The sequence below is a fragment of the Gracilibacillus massiliensis genome, assembly GCF_001458115.1.
GTDB classification, from domain to species: Bacteria; Bacillota; Bacilli; order Bacillales; family Amphibacillaceae; genus Gracilibacillus; species Gracilibacillus massiliensis.
The window spans coordinates 673,124-691,907 of record NZ_CZRP01000013.1 but is presented as its reverse complement, the minus strand read 5'-3'; the positions used below and the strand labels follow the sequence as shown (position 1 = coordinate 691,907).

The 18,784-nt window shown below is 36.4% G+C and carries 8 protein-coding genes; 5 read left to right on the top strand and 3 right to left on the bottom strand.

The annotated features are described in order from the left end of the window. The first annotated feature begins 64 nt into the window (after positions 1-64). Together BN3107_RS15375 and BN3107_RS15370 are read left to right on the top strand one after the other, a co-directional pair. Positions 65-7,351, top strand: coding sequence for a Cna B-type domain-containing protein (locus BN3107_RS15375; protein ID WP_058308511.1), 7,287 nt, complete (start codon positions 65-67; stop codon positions 7,349-7,351). A gap of 258 nt (positions 7,352-7,609) precedes the next feature. Continuing rightward, the gene (locus BN3107_RS15370; protein ID WP_058308510.1) at positions 7,610-7,864 is read left to right on the top strand and encodes a hypothetical protein; all 255 of its coding nucleotides are present in this window, start codon (positions 7,610-7,612) and stop codon (positions 7,862-7,864) included. A 136-nt stretch (positions 7,865-8,000) separates the two neighbouring features. On the opposite strand, the gene BN3107_RS15365 is transcribed toward BN3107_RS15370, so the two are convergent. After that, positions 8,001-9,143: a response regulator gene (locus BN3107_RS15365; RefSeq protein ID WP_058308509.1), complete on the bottom strand. Its 1,143-nt coding sequence runs from the start codon at positions 9,141-9,143 to the stop codon at positions 8,001-8,003. Between the two features lie 369 nt (positions 9,144-9,512). Continuing rightward, a complete protein-coding gene (locus BN3107_RS15360; protein ID WP_058308508.1) occupies positions 9,513-12,596 on the bottom strand; it encodes a hybrid sensor histidine kinase/response regulator in 3,084 nt (1,027 codons plus the stop codon). A 272-nt stretch (positions 12,597-12,868) separates the two neighbouring features. On the opposite strand from BN3107_RS15360, the gene BN3107_RS15355 reads away from it, so the two are divergent. Both BN3107_RS15355 and BN3107_RS15350 read left to right on the top strand, forming a co-directional pair. Next, the gene (locus BN3107_RS15355; RefSeq protein WP_058308507.1) at positions 12,869-14,335 is read left to right on the top strand and encodes an MFS transporter; all 1,467 of its coding nucleotides are present in this window, start codon (positions 12,869-12,871) and stop codon (positions 14,333-14,335) included. 17 nt (positions 14,336-14,352) lie between these two features. Further along, positions 14,353-16,380: a glycoside hydrolase family 3 protein gene (locus BN3107_RS15350; RefSeq protein WP_058308506.1), complete on the top strand. Its 2,028-nt coding sequence runs from the start codon at positions 14,353-14,355 to the stop codon at positions 16,378-16,380. A 47-nt stretch (positions 16,381-16,427) separates the two neighbouring features. On the opposite strand, the gene BN3107_RS15345 is transcribed toward BN3107_RS15350, so the two are convergent. Further along, on the bottom strand, positions 16,428-17,642 hold the full coding sequence (locus BN3107_RS15345) for an AraC family transcriptional regulator (RefSeq protein WP_058308505.1): 1,215 nt from the start codon (positions 17,640-17,642) through the stop codon (positions 16,428-16,430). A gap of 332 nt (positions 17,643-17,974) precedes the next feature. Here BN3107_RS15345 and BN3107_RS15340 point away from each other — a divergent pair, with 332 nt between their 5' ends. Beyond that, complete coding sequence (locus BN3107_RS15340; protein WP_316245038.1) at positions 17,975-18,766, top strand: REP-associated tyrosine transposase; 792 nt, start codon at positions 17,975-17,977, stop codon at positions 18,764-18,766. Positions 18,767-18,784 lie beyond the last annotated feature (18 nt).

The following is an 18,784-nucleotide window of genomic DNA, read 5'->3' as shown; positions in this document are numbered from 1 at the left end:
AAATATACTCAATATTTATCTTAATTAGCATCAAATCTAATTTTGAAAGGAGTTTAAAATTTTAATGACAAGAAAAGTAAGTATTGCTTTATTAGTAGTGTTATTGTTTCAAACATTTACAAGTAGTTTGACATTGCCTTCACAAGCTATCACGACTGCAGACAAGAGTATATTCAAGAATATAAGTATTGTGGATGAAGAAGGTAATCCAGTTGATGACGAAACAATACCAGGAAGTAATGTAGAAGTAAGTATCGATTGGTCTGTAGCTGACCTAGAGGTAGAAGCAGGCAGCACAGAAACCACAAAACTTGATACTGGCATTGTTTTAGAGCAAGAACAATCCGGAGAGCTACTATTTGAGGAACAACAAGTAGGTGAATTTACAGCATCTTCGGATAATACGGTAACAATAAATTTAAATGAAGCGATCGAAGAATATCCGAAAGCAAGTGGTGATTTTGTTATTTCCGCTGTCACTTCAGACCAGCAACAACTAGCTAATACGGAGGAAGAGGTTGTTGAGTCAAAAGAAGCGACAACTGATGATGAAGTTAGTGACGAGAAAGATAATACTGCGAATGTGAAAACAGAGGAGACTATAGAAGAGGCAACGGGCACTTCCACTTTTGCAACTTCCGATGTTGAAGCTTTTGCTGACTTAGGTAATATCTTTACTTTTGATTATCTAAAAATTAATGATGAAGACATTACTGACGGAGATATTATCGAAATAAACGAAGATACTCTAGCGCAATTAGGGTTCATATGGGATACAGAGGGACTTAATGCACAAGCTGGCGACAAAGCTGAAATTGCTCTTTCCGACGTTTTTGAAATGGTCAATTCTCCAAGTCAATCCATCATGGTTGATGGAACGGATGTAGGAACTTACTCTATCGATAATGGTGTACTAAAATTTGAATTCAATGAAAATATTGAAAATGATGATGTTCATAACGGGTTTGTAGATCTTGGATTAGAATTCAATCTGAATAAATTCAAAGAAAACATTGAACAAGAGATTGAATTTAATGATCGTGAAGACCATTCGTTAACAGTCATCGCAAAACCAAACGGAGACATTAGTGGTATTGATAAGGAAGGACATCCTGATAGTCAAAATGATGCAAGAGAAATCAAGTGGACGGTTGATGTTATTAATACAAATGAAGAGGAGATAACCAATGCAACACTAACTGATAGCCTTCCTGCTGGATTAGGCGAAGCTAGAGATTTTGTCATCCATGAGTTAACTCTTGGCTATGATGGAGACAAAACGGTTGGTGAGGAAGTCTTACCTGGATCAGAATCAGTAGCTGAAGATGAATTTGAAGTGGAATTAGGCACTATCGCTCCTTATACGGGTTATCGTATTCAATATACAACAACCATTGAAGATTACTCGAAAGATTCGTTTACCAATGATGCATCATTTAATTATGGTGGTGAAAGCTTGCCTGCACAAGCTACAGTCGATGGATTGACAAGAAGTAATCCAATTGAAAAATCAGGCTGGCAAGTGGGTGACGAGGATAAAATCAGGTGGCAAATAGATATTAATAAAAATGGAAGTTTAATTAATGATGCTATAGTAGAAGATAGCCTACCTGACGGGTTAACTGTCGACTCAGAAAGTATTGAGATTGTGCGCATTACACAAAATGGTGATAGCTGGTCGGAAGGGGATGCTTTTGAAGATGAATTCACTGCATTTCCGATCGAATTAGGCGAATTAGGACAAGAGGATGCCTACCGTATTAAATTTGAAACAGATGTTGATTGGGGAGAGGTAGAGGAAGGCATCTACCAAAAAGAAAATGGCTTCTTAAATACGGCAACACTTTTTGACGGTACAGATGAATTAAATGATGATGATGCAACTGTTACTATTGACAGAGATCCTGTCCTGCGAAAAGTAGGAAGATCTAATGTCAATTATGACGACAAAACGGTTACCTGGACCATTCATGTGAACGAAGCAAGACATCCAGTTGGAGAAGCGGTGTTAACAGATTTAATTCCAGAGGGGTTAGAAATTAGTGAAGATGATATTGTGATCACGGATGAGAATAATGAAGCGTTTATTCCTGATGACATTACGCTTGATCCTAATGCTGATGATGGAACAGAGGTTGTTATTGACTTAGGGTATGTAGGAACTAAACAGCTTACCGTTACTTATACAACCAATATTACCGATTTTACGATTAATTCTTTTGATAATGGTGTTGGTATGACTGGTGATGGTATCGGTGTAGATGGTGAACACGGTAATGCAACAATCAACCCAATAGGTAATAGCTATACGAAAAGTTTTGCAGGAATAGACTATGCTGCAAAGACGATCGATTGGAGATTAAATGTAAACCCAGTAAGGGAAGCCATTGACTCTTTAGTAGTAGAAGATACCTTTCCGAATAAAGGGATGATCTTACTTCCGGATACAGTAAAGGTTACCCAGAGTGGAGAACCATTGACAGAAGGTACAGATTATACGCTTGCTCCTAGAACTGAAGATGGTGAAACAGGCTATCATAAAGGGTTTATCATAGAGCTTCAAAGTGTGGCATTACCATTAGATGATGGTCAGCTTAGAGTTACGTATCAAACTTCTTATGATCCACAGAAAGAGGTAGATGGTAAGACGCTTGATCCACATGTGGGTGATGGACAGGATAGAGTATATATCAACTACGCTGATTTTACTGGGCAAACCGAAAATGGTAATCCTATTACACAAGAAGACGAAGCAAATACAAAGGTAAGAGAAGACTCTTGGAACAGTGGTAAAAAAGAAGGTCAACTTGTACATGATGATGGTGAAGGAAACTTAGTTAATGGTTGGGAAAGCGGATCTGAAAGAAAAATCGCTTGGCAGCTATATACGAATTATCAAGAACAAAATCTTGGATCAGATGTTACCATAACAGATACTTTAGCTTATGAAGGAGAAATCGATGAAGGTAGTATCCAAGTATCTGTTTATAACGTAAATTCTAATGGAACTACTGAGATTACTGATGAGGTCTTAGCTTCTGATAGCTACTCCGTAGATGTGGAAGGTAAACAATTCAGCTTAACTTTTGCTGACGGGTTTAATGTATCGAAAAGGTATGTGATTGAATTTACAACCTCCGTACCAGACATTTCAGAACCACACTATACGAATAACGCAACGGTTAAAGTTGGGGATAAAGAATATCCATATTCTTCAACACTTAACTATGATAAACATAACCGTTTCTTAGCAAAGGAAGCAGTCGGTGTTGATGGAAATAGTGTTTTCACAGGCGATGAAATAGAGTGGGAAGTCAACGTCAACGAAAGTCTATCAAACATTAAAGAACCTATTATTACTGATACCATTAGTGCAGGTCTTGTTTATGTAAATGATAGCCTTGAAATTGTCAGATTAAAAGGAACCGATGAAATCATTTTAGAAGAAGGAACAGATTATACGCTTAATGTAAGTACAACAGCAGATAATGAGAATGTACTAACGATTCAACTTAATGATGAATTGGAAGACACCCTAACCTTGAGGTATTCTACTGTCGTAACTGAAGAAGACGGTGCAGTGAACAATGCTATCTCATTAGATGGATCAGCAATAGAAGAGAAATCTGTGGAATCACAGGAGCTTCAAGCAAGAGTATTCTCTAGCATAGGTGGCGAATGGGCTAAAGATAGAGGGGCATTACGAGTAACTAAAGTCGACTCTGAGACAAAAGAAGTAATAGAAAACAATGAAGAAGCGACCTTTGTGCTTGAATTTGAACTAAATGGTGAAAGACAACAATTTGGTGAGTACACCACAGAAAATGGAGTACTGGAAGTTGGAAATTTACCACTTAGAACCTATTACTTAACAGAAGTAACAGCACCAAATGGCTATGTTTTATCTGAAGAAGAGAAAGAAATAGTGGTCGATACTGGCTACAACAACAATGAAGAGAATATAGAAGAAGTAACTTTTGAAAACACCAAAGAAAAAGTAGATATCACAGGAACAAAAGTCTGGGAGGGCGGTCCAAAACCAGCCATTGATTTACAATTGTATCGTAATGGTGAAGTATTTGAAGAGCCTCAGACTTTAGAAGAGGGTTCAGAAGCATACACTTGGTCGAATTTAGATCGAACAGATATCGATGGTAACGAGTATACCTATACGGTAGATGAAGTGGACGTTCCTGAGAATTACGACAAGACAATATCAGCAGATGGTCTAACCGTTACAAACACTTTTGATGCAGGAGAAACGAGTATTGATGTAGAAAAAGTTTGGGAAGATGCAGAAAACCAAGATGGTATCCGTCCAGCATCTATTATTGTTAGATTGTTTGCAAATGATGAATCAACAGACAAGGAATTAACTTTGAACGAAGCAAATAACTGGAAAGGTACATTTACCGAATTACCAGAACTTGCTCAGACAGGTAAAGAGATTGACTACAGCATTAAAGAATATAGCATAAATGAAGGAACTGAAATTCAAGGTGTAGAAGGTTACGAAATAACAATGACTGGCAACCCTAGTGAAGGCTTTGTGATTACCAACAGTCATACACCAGAGTTAATCGATCTAAACGGTACAAAGACATGGAATGACGCCGATAATCAAGACGGCAAACGTCCAGAAAATATTACAATTCGTTTATTAGCCAATGGAGAAGAAGTAGACGATGTTGAATTATCAACAGAATCAGATGAAACTTTTACCTTTACCGATCTACCAAAATTTGCGAATGGTGAAGAAATTAATTACACTGTTCAAGAAGAGCGTGTTGCTGATTATTCAACGGTAATTGACGGAATGGATATTACCAACAGCTATACTCCAGAGCAAACAAGTATCAACGTAGTGAAGAACTGGGACGATGCTGATAATCAAGATGGTATTCGTCCAGATGCGATTACAGTAAAGTTACTGGCGAATGAAGAAGAAACAGGTCAAGAATTGGTCCTTAATGAAGCAAATAATTGGCAAGGTGACTTCATCGAGCTGGATGTATATGCGGATGGCGAAATGATTGAATACAGCATTGAAGAAATAGCCGTAGAAGGATATCAAACAAAAATAGCTGGTGACCCTGACGAAGGTTATGTAATTACCAACAGCCATACACCAGAGCTCATTGATTTAGCAGGAACCAAGACATGGGATGATGCTGACAACCAAGATGGTAAACGTCCGGAATCCATCACGGTTCGTTTATTAGCAAATGGTGAAGAAGTTGATAATGTTGAGGCAACAGCAGAAACGGATTGGGAATTTGCATTTACCGATCTGCCAAAATTCGTAAACGGTGAAGAAATCAATTATACAGTTCAAGAAAAAGGTGTAGCAGATTATTCAACGACAATTGATGGTATGGATATTACCAACAGCTATACACCAGAACAAACGAGTATCAATGTCGTGAAAAACTGGAATGATGCAGCGGATCAAGATGGTATACGTCCAGATGCGATCACGGTGAAATTACTGGCAGATGGGGAAGAAACGGACCAAGAATTGACATTAAATGAGGCAAACAACTGGCAAGGCGACTTCACAGAACTGGATGTATATGCAGATGGTGAAGTGATTGACTACAGCATCGAAGAAGTAGCCGTGGAAGGTTATGAAACAGTGATAGTTGGAAATCCAGATGAAGGTTATGTAATTACCAACAGCCATACACCAGAGTTAATTAATTTAACTGGTACAAAGACATGGGATGACGTCGATAATCAAGATGGCAAACGCCCAGAATCTATTACAATTCGTTTATTAGCCAACGGAGAAGAAGTAGACGATGTTGAATTAACAACGGAATCAGATGAAACTTTTACCTTTACCGATCTACCAAAATTCGCAAACGGTGAAGAAATTAATTACACGGTTCAAGAAGATGGTGTAGTAGATTATTCAACGACAATTGATGGAATGAATATTACCAACAGCTATACTCCAGAGCAAACAAGTATCAATGTTGTGAAAAACTGGAATGATGCAGCGGATCAAGATGGTCTACGTCCAGATGCCATCACAGTGAAATTACTGGCAGATGAAGAAGAAACAGGTCAAGAATTGGTTCTTAATGAAGCAAATAACTGGCAGGGAGATTTTACAGAGCTGGATGTATATGCAAATGGTGAGACAATTGACTACAGCATCGAAGAGGTATCCGTAGAAGGCTATCAAACATCAATAGCTGGAGATCCTGAGAAAGGCTATGTGATTACCAACAGCCATACGCCAGAACTAATAGATCTAAGTGGTAAAAAGTCATGGGATGACGCTAACAATCAAGACGGCAAACGTCCAGACTTGATAACGGTTCGTTTATTAGCTAATGGCGAAGAAGTAGACGATGTTGAATTAACAACGGAAATAGATGAGACTTTTACCTTTACCGATCTACCAAAATTCGCAAACGGTGAAGAAATCAATTACACGGTTCAAGAAGATTATGTAGAAGGCTATTCTGTTGCAATTGATGGATTGGATATTACCAACAGCTATACTCCAGAACAAAAAAGTATTAATGTAGTGAAAAGCTGGAACGATGCGAATAATAAAGAAGCACGTCCAGATTCCATTACTGTTAATTTATTAGCTAATGGAAATGAAGTGGATTCAGTAGAATTGAACGCATCAAACAATTGGCAAGCAGATTTTGAGGCATTAGACATCTATACAGGAGGAGAAGAAATTGACTACACTGTTAAGGAAGAAGAAGTACACGGTTTTGTAAGCACCGTTGAAGTAAAAGATAAAAACAGTGTTATCATTGTTAACAGTCCTAAAAAAGTTAGTGTGGGTGACTATGTATGGTTTGATAAGAATAAAGACGGACTTCAAGATGACACAGATATTCCAATCCAAGGCGTAGTTTTAACCCTTGAAGATGAAGATGGCAACCCTGTAACAGATGTTTACGGTAATCCAGTTGAACCAACAACAACTGATGAAAAAGGTTGGTATACATTTGATAACTTACCAATTGATAATACTTATATCGTGAGAATTGACAGGGAAGCATCTGCTAAAGCTTTAGAAGGATATGAACCAACCTTAAATAAAGTAGGCAATGATGTAGCAATCGACTCATCTACCTGGTTTGCAACATCTCGTTATTTAACAGAAGATGAAGAACGTGATCCAACGCTAGACTTTGGATTTGTAAGAGAAAAATCGGAAGAATCAACAAATCCTGAAGACTCAGCTGATTCAGAAAATACAAGTAACGAAGAATTACCTGATACAGCAACAGGAACCTTTAACTTGTTAGCAATCGGTTTAGGTCTATTAGCCTTAGGCATAGTGTCTATGATCGTATATAAACGCAGAAAACTTTCATAACAGTTACGCGTAAAAAGCTCTCACTTTTTTGGTGAGAGCTTTTTACAAATTTCGGAATATACATGAGATAATGATTCAAAATTAGGTGAATATAATAAAAAAAGTTTTTTCATCAGTATTGGACACTTGTAAAAAGCATCCGTCCAAAAGAGGTAGAAAAATTCATAAACAAACTGATCCTAAATGATGATATTTGCGTTAGCCCTAAAGAAGATCAGGATATTACATAATGCAAATAAAATATGAGGTGAGAAAGAAATGGAACGAGTTAAAAAAATATTAATGAATGAAAAAGAGATATTACTTAAAAGGATTAGTAATGAAGAAAATCATATCAAAAAAACTAATGCAGATTTAAAAATTACACACAACAAAAATACGATTTCTTTATTTATTAATGAAAAAGAACGAGCAGATGAACAAATCAAATCTTATAAAAAATCTCTTGAAGAAATAGAAGCAGCGATCGAAATAATAAATGAAAAAATAACGACTAGCCAAGGCATCTTGTAACACAGAGATAAATGTCCGTAAGCCCCCTACTTCAATTTTTGAGTAAACAAAGAAAATCAGTGGGGGATAAAAGACGCTAAACATCTGTTTGGCTAACGTTCTAATAGAGATCATTAGCCCCCACTGATTAAAAATATTACTTTATTTTGTTTTTTATCGATTTAGACGACTTCCAGCGACGATACCACTCTACAACCTCGTCACTCAATGGTAAATTAAATTCCGCTAAAGCATTTTGAAGCTGATTATATTGGTGATCCACTAATACCCCATATCCCTTTGACGCATAAATTTTCATTAAATTAAAGTTCACTTCTTCATCTTCCGGAGCTACATCAGAAAGTTTAACAAACCATTTTGCAGCCTCTTCGAAGTATTGATGCTTCATATAATAGTTTGCAATTTCACGTGCATGCTTTATCCATAACTTCTCTAAACGATAGCGTTCTCCTTCAACCCATATGTAATCAAAGCCATTAAGATAACTACCATTATAATAACTCATAATTTGTTCATGATGTTCTATCGTTGTAATATCGATTGCTGGAGCAATATTAAGTTCTTGCTCCCAAACTTCTTTATCAATACTAGTGTCTGATAGCTTTAAGATATAACCGTTTTGAATATTTCTTACAGAGATGTATGAATTGTACTTCGAAATTGCTTGACGTACTTGATAAATCGTGACATACAATAGAGACGTCGCTTTTTCGACCTTTAAATTAGGGAAAAGTAATTCAATTAATTCGGATTTAGAGACAATCGTACCCTGATGATGAAGTAAATATAAAAATAACTCTTGAGCATTCGTTGTTCTCCAGGCAATTATTTCTTTATCATCATGTAATTGAAACGTAAATTCCCCTAATACATTAATCGCTAAATGATGCATGTTTTCATTTTTTTGGACCTGATTATATTGGAGATAGCTCTCAATACGATCCATTGTTTTTCTTAATCGACTGATTTGAACAGGTTTTAATAAGTAATCCAATGCATTTAATTCAAATGCGTGAAGGGCATATTTATCGTATGCAGTGACAAAGATAATTGGTAGATGTGGTTTAATTTCCGCAATTTTTTCCGCTAATTTTAATCCGTTAAGACTTGGCATTTTTATATCAAGGAAAACAACATCAGATTTCTTAATCTTTTCTGAGATTTCATTTATATTAGCGTGTGAATATTTACCTATTATATTAACATTTCTCACTATTTTTAATTGGTGTTCTAAAAAATCGAGTGCAAGTGGTTCATCATCAAAGAGAATGATGTTCATTTATTTATCCCCCTAAGCCATTTCTTTAACGATAGTACTATTAGACTAATTAACAGTAATTGTTTAGAAAATGTATAGTTCCTAACGTTACAATATTTATGTTTAGTAGAATATTGCTTGTTTAGGGGGGTGGAGTTAAAATATTCATTTTATTCCTATATCTGTATACTATTTATTTTACATGACTATGTACATTTAATCAAAAATTAAAAGGGTATATTTATAGTAATTGTATAATTTTTTTGCAATGATTCTAATATCTCTCTTAGAAAGAAAATAATATATAAATGAAAGCGTAAACATAACACCTCCCATTGACAAAAAAACAGTGGGCGTAATAAAACGCCCACTGTTTGAATCCACACTCGATTAATAAGCTTGAGATTTTTCTTTTAGAGCTATCGATTTTGGTATCGTTATACTAACCTTTGTTCCTATCTGCTCTTTACTACTTATTACAAGTCCTTGTCCAAATAATTTTTCTAATCTTTTGTTGGTATTTACTAAACCAATACCCTGTTGTTTTCCTTGCTGAGTCATGATCTCTTTTATTTTATCCTCCGACATGCCTACACCGTCATCTTCTACAGTAATTTCAAAGCTGTCTTGCGTATTAGTGCCCATAATTGTAATTGTCCCACCTGTATTCTGTTTTAAGATACCGTGTTTCAATGCATTTTCCACTAATGTCTGAATGGATAAAGGAGGTACCTGAATTTCTTCACTTTCTTCCATTTGCCATTCAACATTAATCCGGTCTTGAAAACGTTGCTTATTAATATAAATATACGATTGAACCAGATGGAGTTCATCCTTTAAAGGAACTAATGGCAATGTATTTTTGACATCAAAGCTTTTATATAGATAGTTTCCAAATTCATTAAGTAGAGCAGTCATTCTTTCTGAATCGATGGTACTAAGCGATGCAATCGTATTTAATGTATTAAAAATGAAATGTGGTTTGATTTGCGCCTGTAACCACGCTGCTTCCATGTGCAGTTGTTTTTGTATCGATTGTTGTATGTCTGTTAAAGCTTTGACACGAGCTTGTAATTCTAATGCATCTACTGGTTTGGCAATATAATCATTAGCACCTGACCGGAAACCAGCATAAATATCTTCTGGTTGATTTCTTGCGGTTAATAACAAGACAGGTAATTCAGAAATAGCGTATTTATTTCTGATTTGTTTTGTTAATTCATAACCAGAGATGTGGGGCATCATTACATCGGCAATGATCAAGTCCCAATTATTTTCCTCTATTAAATCTAAAGCTTCTCGAGGGTCCGTCGTGCTTACGATCTGATAGTCAAGTTCCAATAAATTTTTTATCACTTTGACATTGATCGGATCATCATCCACAACTAATAATTTTGGATGATTACTGTTTGTAGTGTTAGATGCTACCAATTCGATTGGTTGATTCGAATGTAACAGTAGGGCATCAGATGTCGATGGATTTTTGAGTTCTGTGCCGCTTGCTAAAGGAATATCGATGGCAATCGTCGTACCTTTTCCTAATTGTGAATCAACACTTATCCTTCCATCATGGAGTTCTACTAATTGTCTACAAATATTGAGTCCTAAGCCGATTCCACCACTATCTGTTTCTGCTTTGCTCAATTTTTCATATGGTAAGAAAATGCGTTCCAATGCGCTTTCACTGATTCCAATACCAGTGTCACGAACGGTAATGATAGCGTAATCCTTTTCCTGCTTGGCACTAACAGTAATGGAGCCAGTATCCGTAAATTTTACAGCGTTATGAACAAGGTTAAAAAGAATACGAATGATGCGATTTTCATCTGCGAGAATGGGTGGAAAAGATGTAGATACCGCATTATTCATTTTAATTGATTTGTTATCTGACATAAATTGAACCATTTCCATTACAATCGATGAAATTTGATGTAAATCAATCGCTTCTTTATTTAATTGCATTTGTTTTTCTTTTAATCTGGTAATATCTAAAAGGTCATTCAAAGTAAATGTCAGTTGATGACCAATCCGAACTAATAGATTCAGGTTATTCGTTGTTTCAGAGTCGAGGGTCTTTGAATATTTATTTATAATAGCTTGAGCAATATTTATCATGCCATGTAAAGGGTTCCTGATTTCGTGTGACGTATTGGCCAGAAATTCATCTTTTTTCTTATCTTCTTCCAATAATTTAGCTGTTTGTTTTTTGGTTAGTTCTACTAAATGGATATGTCTTCTAAAAAGAAGGATAGCAATTAGTAAAATGGAAATTAGAAAATCAAATGGGTAGAATGGAAATTCAATTTGACCAGTTTGAATGGCAGCGCCCCATATAATATTCGATGTATAACTGCAAATGAACAGTAGGATGAAAATGGCGTTATTATCCCCATTACGGATGTGCTTTAGCGTTGTAACAAACATATATGAAATAGATATAAAATAATATAAATATAGAATCATGACTAAAATAACGAAGTGTTCAAAAGGAAAAAGAAACAACGTTAATGCTGATAATAGAATATTACTTACAGATAGAATTCTTATAAAAGTAAGATGTGTCTTATACAATTGGTGAATAAAATGAATCAGCACATATAACGTAGCAATGAAGATAAACATAAGTAACCGAAATGAAAACTCTGTGCTAAAAGGTAATTGAATAAATACCTCATCATCTATTAAGTTACCAATTGCCATTAATGAAAGCATGGAACCGAAGTAGATTAATTCTTTCTGAGATTTACCTTTTCCTAAAAAGAAGAGTGCAAAAGCATAAAAGGCATGTAACAAAAAGATGACGATAACTGTCAGTTGAAAAAATTCTAATCTATTTGTTTCCTTTGTGATGGCTTCGTCGGTACCAAAAGAAATTGATTTGTTGATACCACCGAAGAAAGGTATTTCATAATTGGATGCTTGGATAATAATATCTAACTCGTTTTTTTCTTCGTCTATGTAAAACAGTGAAGTCAGGGGGCCACGAAAGGTTGCAGCTTCTTGTTGCTCTGTTGTTGGGTTGTTAATAGTAGCTAGTGTTTCACCATTTATAACGATATTAGCAGCAGTATGGATATTATTCGTTCGAAGTCCAAAAAAGTCCGTTTCGGTATTAGGTAGAAGGATTTTAAGGTGATAACTACCATAGCCATAGCCAGAAGAAATCGGATGATTACTATTTAGCGTGTCACTCCAGTCTCCAGGAACTTCTATAGAGCTTTTACTTACTAGATTGGTTCCATTTATATCATTGATAAATTTCTCCGGATAAAAGTCCCATTCCCCATTTAAACTAATCGTCTCATCGTTGGTAAGCTCCCATTCCGTTAGATCAAGAATACCATTTTCAACTAAAGGTTGATCTGGCTTCTCATGATAATCAATCCAAACTAATCGAAAAGTAACAAGCAAAGAAATAAACACAATTAATATAATAAATATTTTAAAATATGTAAGTCGGTTTTGGTTTAACATGATCCTTTTCACTCCATCCATAATGCTCATAGTGATTTTATCATGAAACATGGGGACGGTTCTACTGTTTCATAATGAAACAGTAGAACCGTCCCCATGTTTCAATGTCAAAATAAACTGTATTTGATCAAAATATTTCTAATGGATTGAATTGTTGGTTGTTATAATAAGTTTCAGTAAGCGTTATCAATCATCTAGACCTTAGTTATATTTTTTTGCATCTAATGAAAGTGTTTTCAATTGGTGTAAAGCATCAAAGAGGAGGAAGCGATATGTCAGAAGTTACGTTGGATAATCAAACAAATTATAATACCTCAAAATGGTGGAAAATAGGGTTATTTGCCTTAAATAATACTGCTACGAATCTCTATTTATTTATTATCGGCTTTGTCTCGTACTATGTGACAGGTATTGCTGGTTTAGCAGTGGTAGCAGCAAGTGCAATTATCGGAGGAAGTAGGGTATTTGATGCGATTACCGACCCTATTATCGGGTTTATCATCGATAAGACAGAAGGAAAGTTCGGTAAGTTTAGACCACTTATGATCGCAGGTAATATTATTTTAGCAGGTTCTGTTTTGATCATTTATAATGTAACGCATTTATTACCTGAATCTATGCAATTGATTTTCTTTGCACTTATGTATGGGATTTATATTATTGGCTATACCCTTCAAACCGCTTGTACCAAGGCTGCACAGACGGTATTAACCAACCACCCGAAGCAGCGTCCATTATTCACAATATACGATTCGATCTACAGTATTGGTGTTTTCACTGGTGGTCAAATCTTCGTTGCTAATTATTTAATGGAAAAGTATAACGATAATTTTACGATGGAACTTTTTGCCGAATTAAACATGTATGGTATTGCTTTATCCGGATTATTCACGATTTTGGCGACGATAGCGATCTGGCAAAAAGACCGAAAAGAATACTTTGGATTAGCGAAAAACAATGTAAAAACTAGATTTCGTGATTATTGGCCAATTTTAAAAGGAAACCGAGCACTTCAAATGTTAGTACTGGCAGCGTCAACCGATAAAATTACGGTAATGGTGATGCGGCAGCCGGCAGTATATGTCATGTTCTTTGGCATTATGATGGGGGACTATGCGTTAAGTGGTACAATGTCAGCGATAACCATTATCCCAGCGATTTTGATTACCTTTTTAGGGGTAAATATTGCAACCAAGACAGGTTTAAAAAGTGCTCTCGTTAAAGCAACATGGATCGGAATTCTATCGGCAGCCTTCTTATTTATCTTTTTCTTAATAGTCGACCCAAGCACGGTGACACTTGATAATTTAGGAATTACCACGATTATTTTCTTAATTGCCTATAGTATTCTGCAAGGGATTGAAAAATTAACCACACCGCTTGTGATGCCAATGATTGCAGATGTAGCAGATTATGAAACCTACAAGTCTGGAAGATATGTTCCTGGTATGATTGGGACGGCTTTTTCATTAATCGATAAGGTGATGTCCTCCTTAGCACCAGTGATTGTCGGGTTAGCCGTTGGTTTCATCGGTTACAAAGATGAATTTCCACAAGTAGGAGAGGCGCTGACGCAACCATTATTAATCACTACGCTAATTCTAATGTTTGGTGTACCCATTTTCGGATGGATGATTTCACTGATTGCGATGAAATTCTATCCATTGGATCATACAAAAATGGCGAAAATTCAACAAGCAATATCAGATATGAAGAAAACAGAGGAAAGTGACACGTAATACGAGGAGGAGAAAACATGCATGGACAAAAAGTAACAACGAGAGTAAAGGATATGATCACTGTCAATGGTAAACAGTACCGGGATTTAAATGGGAATGGCGTACTGGATCCGTATGAAAATTGGGAGCTTCCCGTTCAAGAAAGGGTAGAGGATCTAGTATCGCGTATGACTTTGGAAGAGAAAGCTGGCTTAATGATGATATCTTCACAATATATGCCAAATTCCGCAAAGATCCCAGGAGAAAATAAGTTAAAAGATACAGATGAAACAGGCTTATTAAATGAAACAGATGTCGTATTAAAAACACACCCATTCTCGAAACCAGGAGATGATAACTATGAATTACCAAAACCTTTGTTATACAATGCTGGAACAACAAAAGGGATACTTGATTTAAATTTAAGATATTTTATTGTTCGTGATAATCCCGAAGCTAAAGATTTGGCGAAATGGACGAATAAAATTCAAGAGGTGGCGGAAAGCTCCCGATTAGGAATTCCAGCTGTAATGGTATCCAACCCCCGAAATCATATCGGTTATTTGTATCATGGGATGATGGAAGCGTCAGGGCAGTTTTCGATTTGGCCAGGGGAATTAGGACTAGCTGCTACTAATGATGAAAAGTTGGTGAAGGAATTCGCTGAAATTGCGGCCAAAGAATGGCGAGCAGCAGGCCTTCATAAAATGTATGGTTATATGGCGGATATCTCAACAGACCCACTTTGGATGCGCTATAATGGCACTTTTGGTGAAGATCCTGATCTTGTATCAAAAATGATTCGTTCCGTGATCACAGGTTTTCAAGGTGAAAAATTAGGAGGAAATAGTGTAGCGATGACAACGAAACATTTTCCTGGCGGTGGAGCACGGCATAAAGGATATGATCCTCATTATCCGTGGGGCAGCTTTAACCCATATCCGACAGAAGGAAGTTTGTATCGTTATCATATTCCACCTTTTCGAGCGGCTGTCGAAGCAGGAACATCATCGATCATGCCATACTATTCTTATCCTAGCAATCAGCATAGCGCGCAACAATTGAAAGAAGATCAAGCCTTTGAAGAGATTGGTTTTGCTTATAATAAAGCGATTATTCAAGGTATCTTAAGGAAAGAACTAGGATTTAAAGGCTATGTCAATTCAGATACCGGGATTATTAATATGATGCCATGGGGCGTCGAGCAGTTATCTGCAGAAGAAAGATATGCGAAGGCAATTGAAACAGGTGTTCATATGTTTTCAGACGAAGCAGATCCTTCTACATTATTAAGAGCTGTAGAACAAGGATTGGTTAGTGAGGATAAATTGGATCAATCGGTTACGTATCTGCTGACAGAAATGATGGAATTAGGTTTATTTGAAAATCCATATGTCGACGAGCAGAATGCCCAAGCGGTTGCCAAAAGTAAGGAATCTCAGAAGTTAGCAGATCAGGCACATCGGAGGTCGATGGTTTTACTCAGAAATGATCAAGATCTGTTACCAATAAAAGACGAGCGATTAAAAGATATGACGTTATATGTTGAAGTTTTCCAAAAGGATGGAGCGGTCCAGGAGAGCGACAAATTAAAAGAAGCGATCCACCATCATGAGCCAGATTTGGTGATAACCGATAACCTAGAGGAAGCGACAGATGCTTTATTGCTTGTTTCTCCAACCCCTGTAGCTGATCGTCCGGATCAACCATTATCAGTAGCGTTAGGGTTAGAAACAGGTGTGGATGTGACACGTATCAAAGAGATTGAAGAAAAAGTTCCAACTCTTTTAGGTATTAACATGACGAATCCATGGTTAATCGGTGAAGTGGAATCAGGTGCGAGTGCGGTATTTAGTACTTTTGGTATCAAATATGAGCCATTAATTGATGTGCTTCGTGGAAGGTTTAATCCAACTGGAAAGCTGCCGTTTACGATTCCAGCAAATCAAAAAGTATTGGATAATAGTCCTGGGGATATTCCGGGGTCTGCTAAAGGGAAAGACTATGTGTATCGGGACAAGCATGGGAATGCGTATGGGTTTGGATTTGGCTTGTCTTATGAATAAAATACTAGGAGGAGAAGGGTTAGCATTGTGCTTTCCCTTCTTTTAGGTTAATAATAAGCATGTTCCTTTTGATATTGAGCTGGAGGCTTTTGATAGTATTTTTTAAATACTTTTGTAAAGTAATTGAGGTCATAGAAGCCAACATATTCACCAACCTCTTGTACTGAATGCTGGCTGAACTCAAGCATTTGAGCGGCTTTATCCGCACGAGCATGATTGATATAATTAGGAATCGATTCGTGTACCTCCTTATTAAAGGTACGTGATAAGTGAGAGGTACTCACTCCTGTATATGCAGCTAATTGATCTAATGTCAGCTCATCACTTAAATGAATTTGTATGTAGTTCACAACTTTTCGAACGAGTGGTGAGAAATTTCGTAAACTGTATTTTTTAACAAGACGACAATATTCTTTAATCATCTCAATACCTAATTGCTCCAATTCGAAGACATTTGTCGATGCTTCAATCAGAATCGCATAATGATTGGAAATAGAGTCCAGATAAATTGGATGCACACTCGCTTGCTCAGTGGCAATTCGGAGGTGGGTATTATGAACAAATGCCAGATTTTTCTGATTACGTAATGGATTGCGGTTGCGCTTAATCACTTTTAAATGTTCTTTAAGTGTTAAATGGTGCTCAATGGCCTTTGCAGTATTTCCATATTGCACTTCCAAATTCAATTGGTTGATCACCTCATACCTTTTTTCTAATAAGGGCATGATTGATTCAGCATAATCTTTTTGTTCAGTATCCTTATCCAATGATTTATCTGCTTTCTCTAATACAATTTCTTTAACGATAGGATCTGATTTCATGTGGAGCAGCTTGTTGATAATAGTTTTTGCGACAAAAAGTAACTCGGTACTTCGACAGACGGGTAGTGACTCATAATAGGTATAAAAAGCTAATGAGTAAGAAATAGGAAAATGATTCTCCTGCATTAACTCCTCCGCTATTTCCTTTGTTATTTCTTGTTCAATGAATGGCCCGAAAACGACAACATGTTCAGGATCAGCATAAAAAGTAATATAATTCATCATCAAAGAATCTTTATAATGAGTAATCATTCCTTGACTCGGGAGTGTCATCAATTTACTTGTCATTTGCTGTTTTTGACGAGCAGACAAAAACAACGGCAACTGATCCTCATAATCACCCTTCAAACTCTCAAGATCAGCACCCAAAACCAACACCCTAAGCGAAAACAACCCACCCATCAAATCATCAATAAAAGAAACCAACTCATCCCACTTCATGTAATCAACCTTTCTGCAGTAAGTGAAACACGGGGACGGTTCTCGTGTTTCACTTTTGATATATTTTGGCGAAATCCTTTTTGAAATGTTGAACTTTAGGAAGGATTTTCGGTTACTTTGTAGAAATATATATATGTGTGCAACTCTTTGGGCAAACTCACGATATTGCAATTATCTGTTCCCTCTCACGCGCATCCTGTCCACCTTTTCCTTTAACGATCCATTATTTTTTCTCCCAATAAGAAAAACTAATCCTGTTCTGACCTTCGAATGAATTTTTAAAACCTATAACACTTTCACCGTAATGCCTTTAAAAAATATGTTATGTAAATGTGGTGATTAAAATCCCTCGTCAAGCCAGAAAGAAAAGTAAAAGTGGTATCTATCATGTCATGCTTAGAGGTGCCAATAAGCAAGAAATCTTTCATGACGATGAAGACAATGTGAGATTTTTGGATATTTTAATCAAGTATAAAAAGCAAGTAGAATGCCATATTTTTGCATGGTGTCTGATGAATAACCATGTCCACCTACTATTAAAAGAAGGTAATGAAGAACTATCGATAACAATGAAACGTATTGAGGTCAGTTATGTCCATTATTATAACAGGAAATACAAAACAACTGGACACCTTTTTCAGGATCGCTTTCGAAGTGAAAACGTAGAAACGAAACGGTACTTCATGACGGTTTTGAGATATATTCACCAGAATCCTGTGAAAGCCGGCCTTGTCTCTCGAATAGAGGAGTGGGCTTGGAGTAGTTGCTCTGGATACTATGATAAAGGTAGTTCTCATAAGCATTTACTTGATAGTGATGTGGTACTGAACATGTTTTCAGGTGATAAAGCAATTGCACTGGGGCATTTTCGTAAGTTTAACGAGCAAAACAATAATGATAGTTGTTTTGAAAATCAGGCTAAAAAGGTGCGACATTTAACAGATGAAGAAGCAAGGGATAAAATAAAAAGAGTTCTCGGTTCTAGAAATCTTGCTCAGGTAAAAAGTTTGCCTAAAGCCGAACGAGACGATCTTTTGCGAAGAGTGAAAGAAATAGAAGGTCTATCCCAACGACAAGGCTCAAGGATTTTAGGAGTTTCGGTTAGCTTGATTCATCGAGCGTAATGAAACAGGAGGAACCGT

Excerpts from the sequence above, each read along its gene's own strand:
- BN3107_RS15375 (WP_058308511.1), top strand. The coding sequence starts at position 65 with ATGACAAGAAAAGTAAGTATTGCTTTATTAGTAGTGTTATTGTTTCAA.
- BN3107_RS15370 (WP_058308510.1), top strand. The coding sequence starts at position 7,610 with ATGGAACGAGTTAAAAAAATATTAATGAATGAAAAAGAGATATTACTT.
- BN3107_RS15365 (WP_058308509.1), bottom strand. The coding sequence starts at position 9,143 with ATGAACATCATTCTCTTTGATGATGAACCACTTGCACTCGATTTTTTA.
- BN3107_RS15360 (WP_058308508.1), bottom strand. The coding sequence starts at position 12,596 with ATGTTAAACCAAAACCGACTTACATATTTTAAAATATTTATTATATTA.
- BN3107_RS15355 (WP_058308507.1), top strand. The coding sequence starts at position 12,869 with ATGTCAGAAGTTACGTTGGATAATCAAACAAATTATAATACCTCAAAA.
- BN3107_RS15350 (WP_058308506.1), top strand. The coding sequence starts at position 14,353 with ATGCATGGACAAAAAGTAACAACGAGAGTAAAGGATATGATCACTGTC.
- BN3107_RS15345 (WP_058308505.1), bottom strand. The coding sequence starts at position 17,642 with ATGAAGTGGGATGAGTTGGTTTCTTTTATTGATGATTTGATGGGTGGG.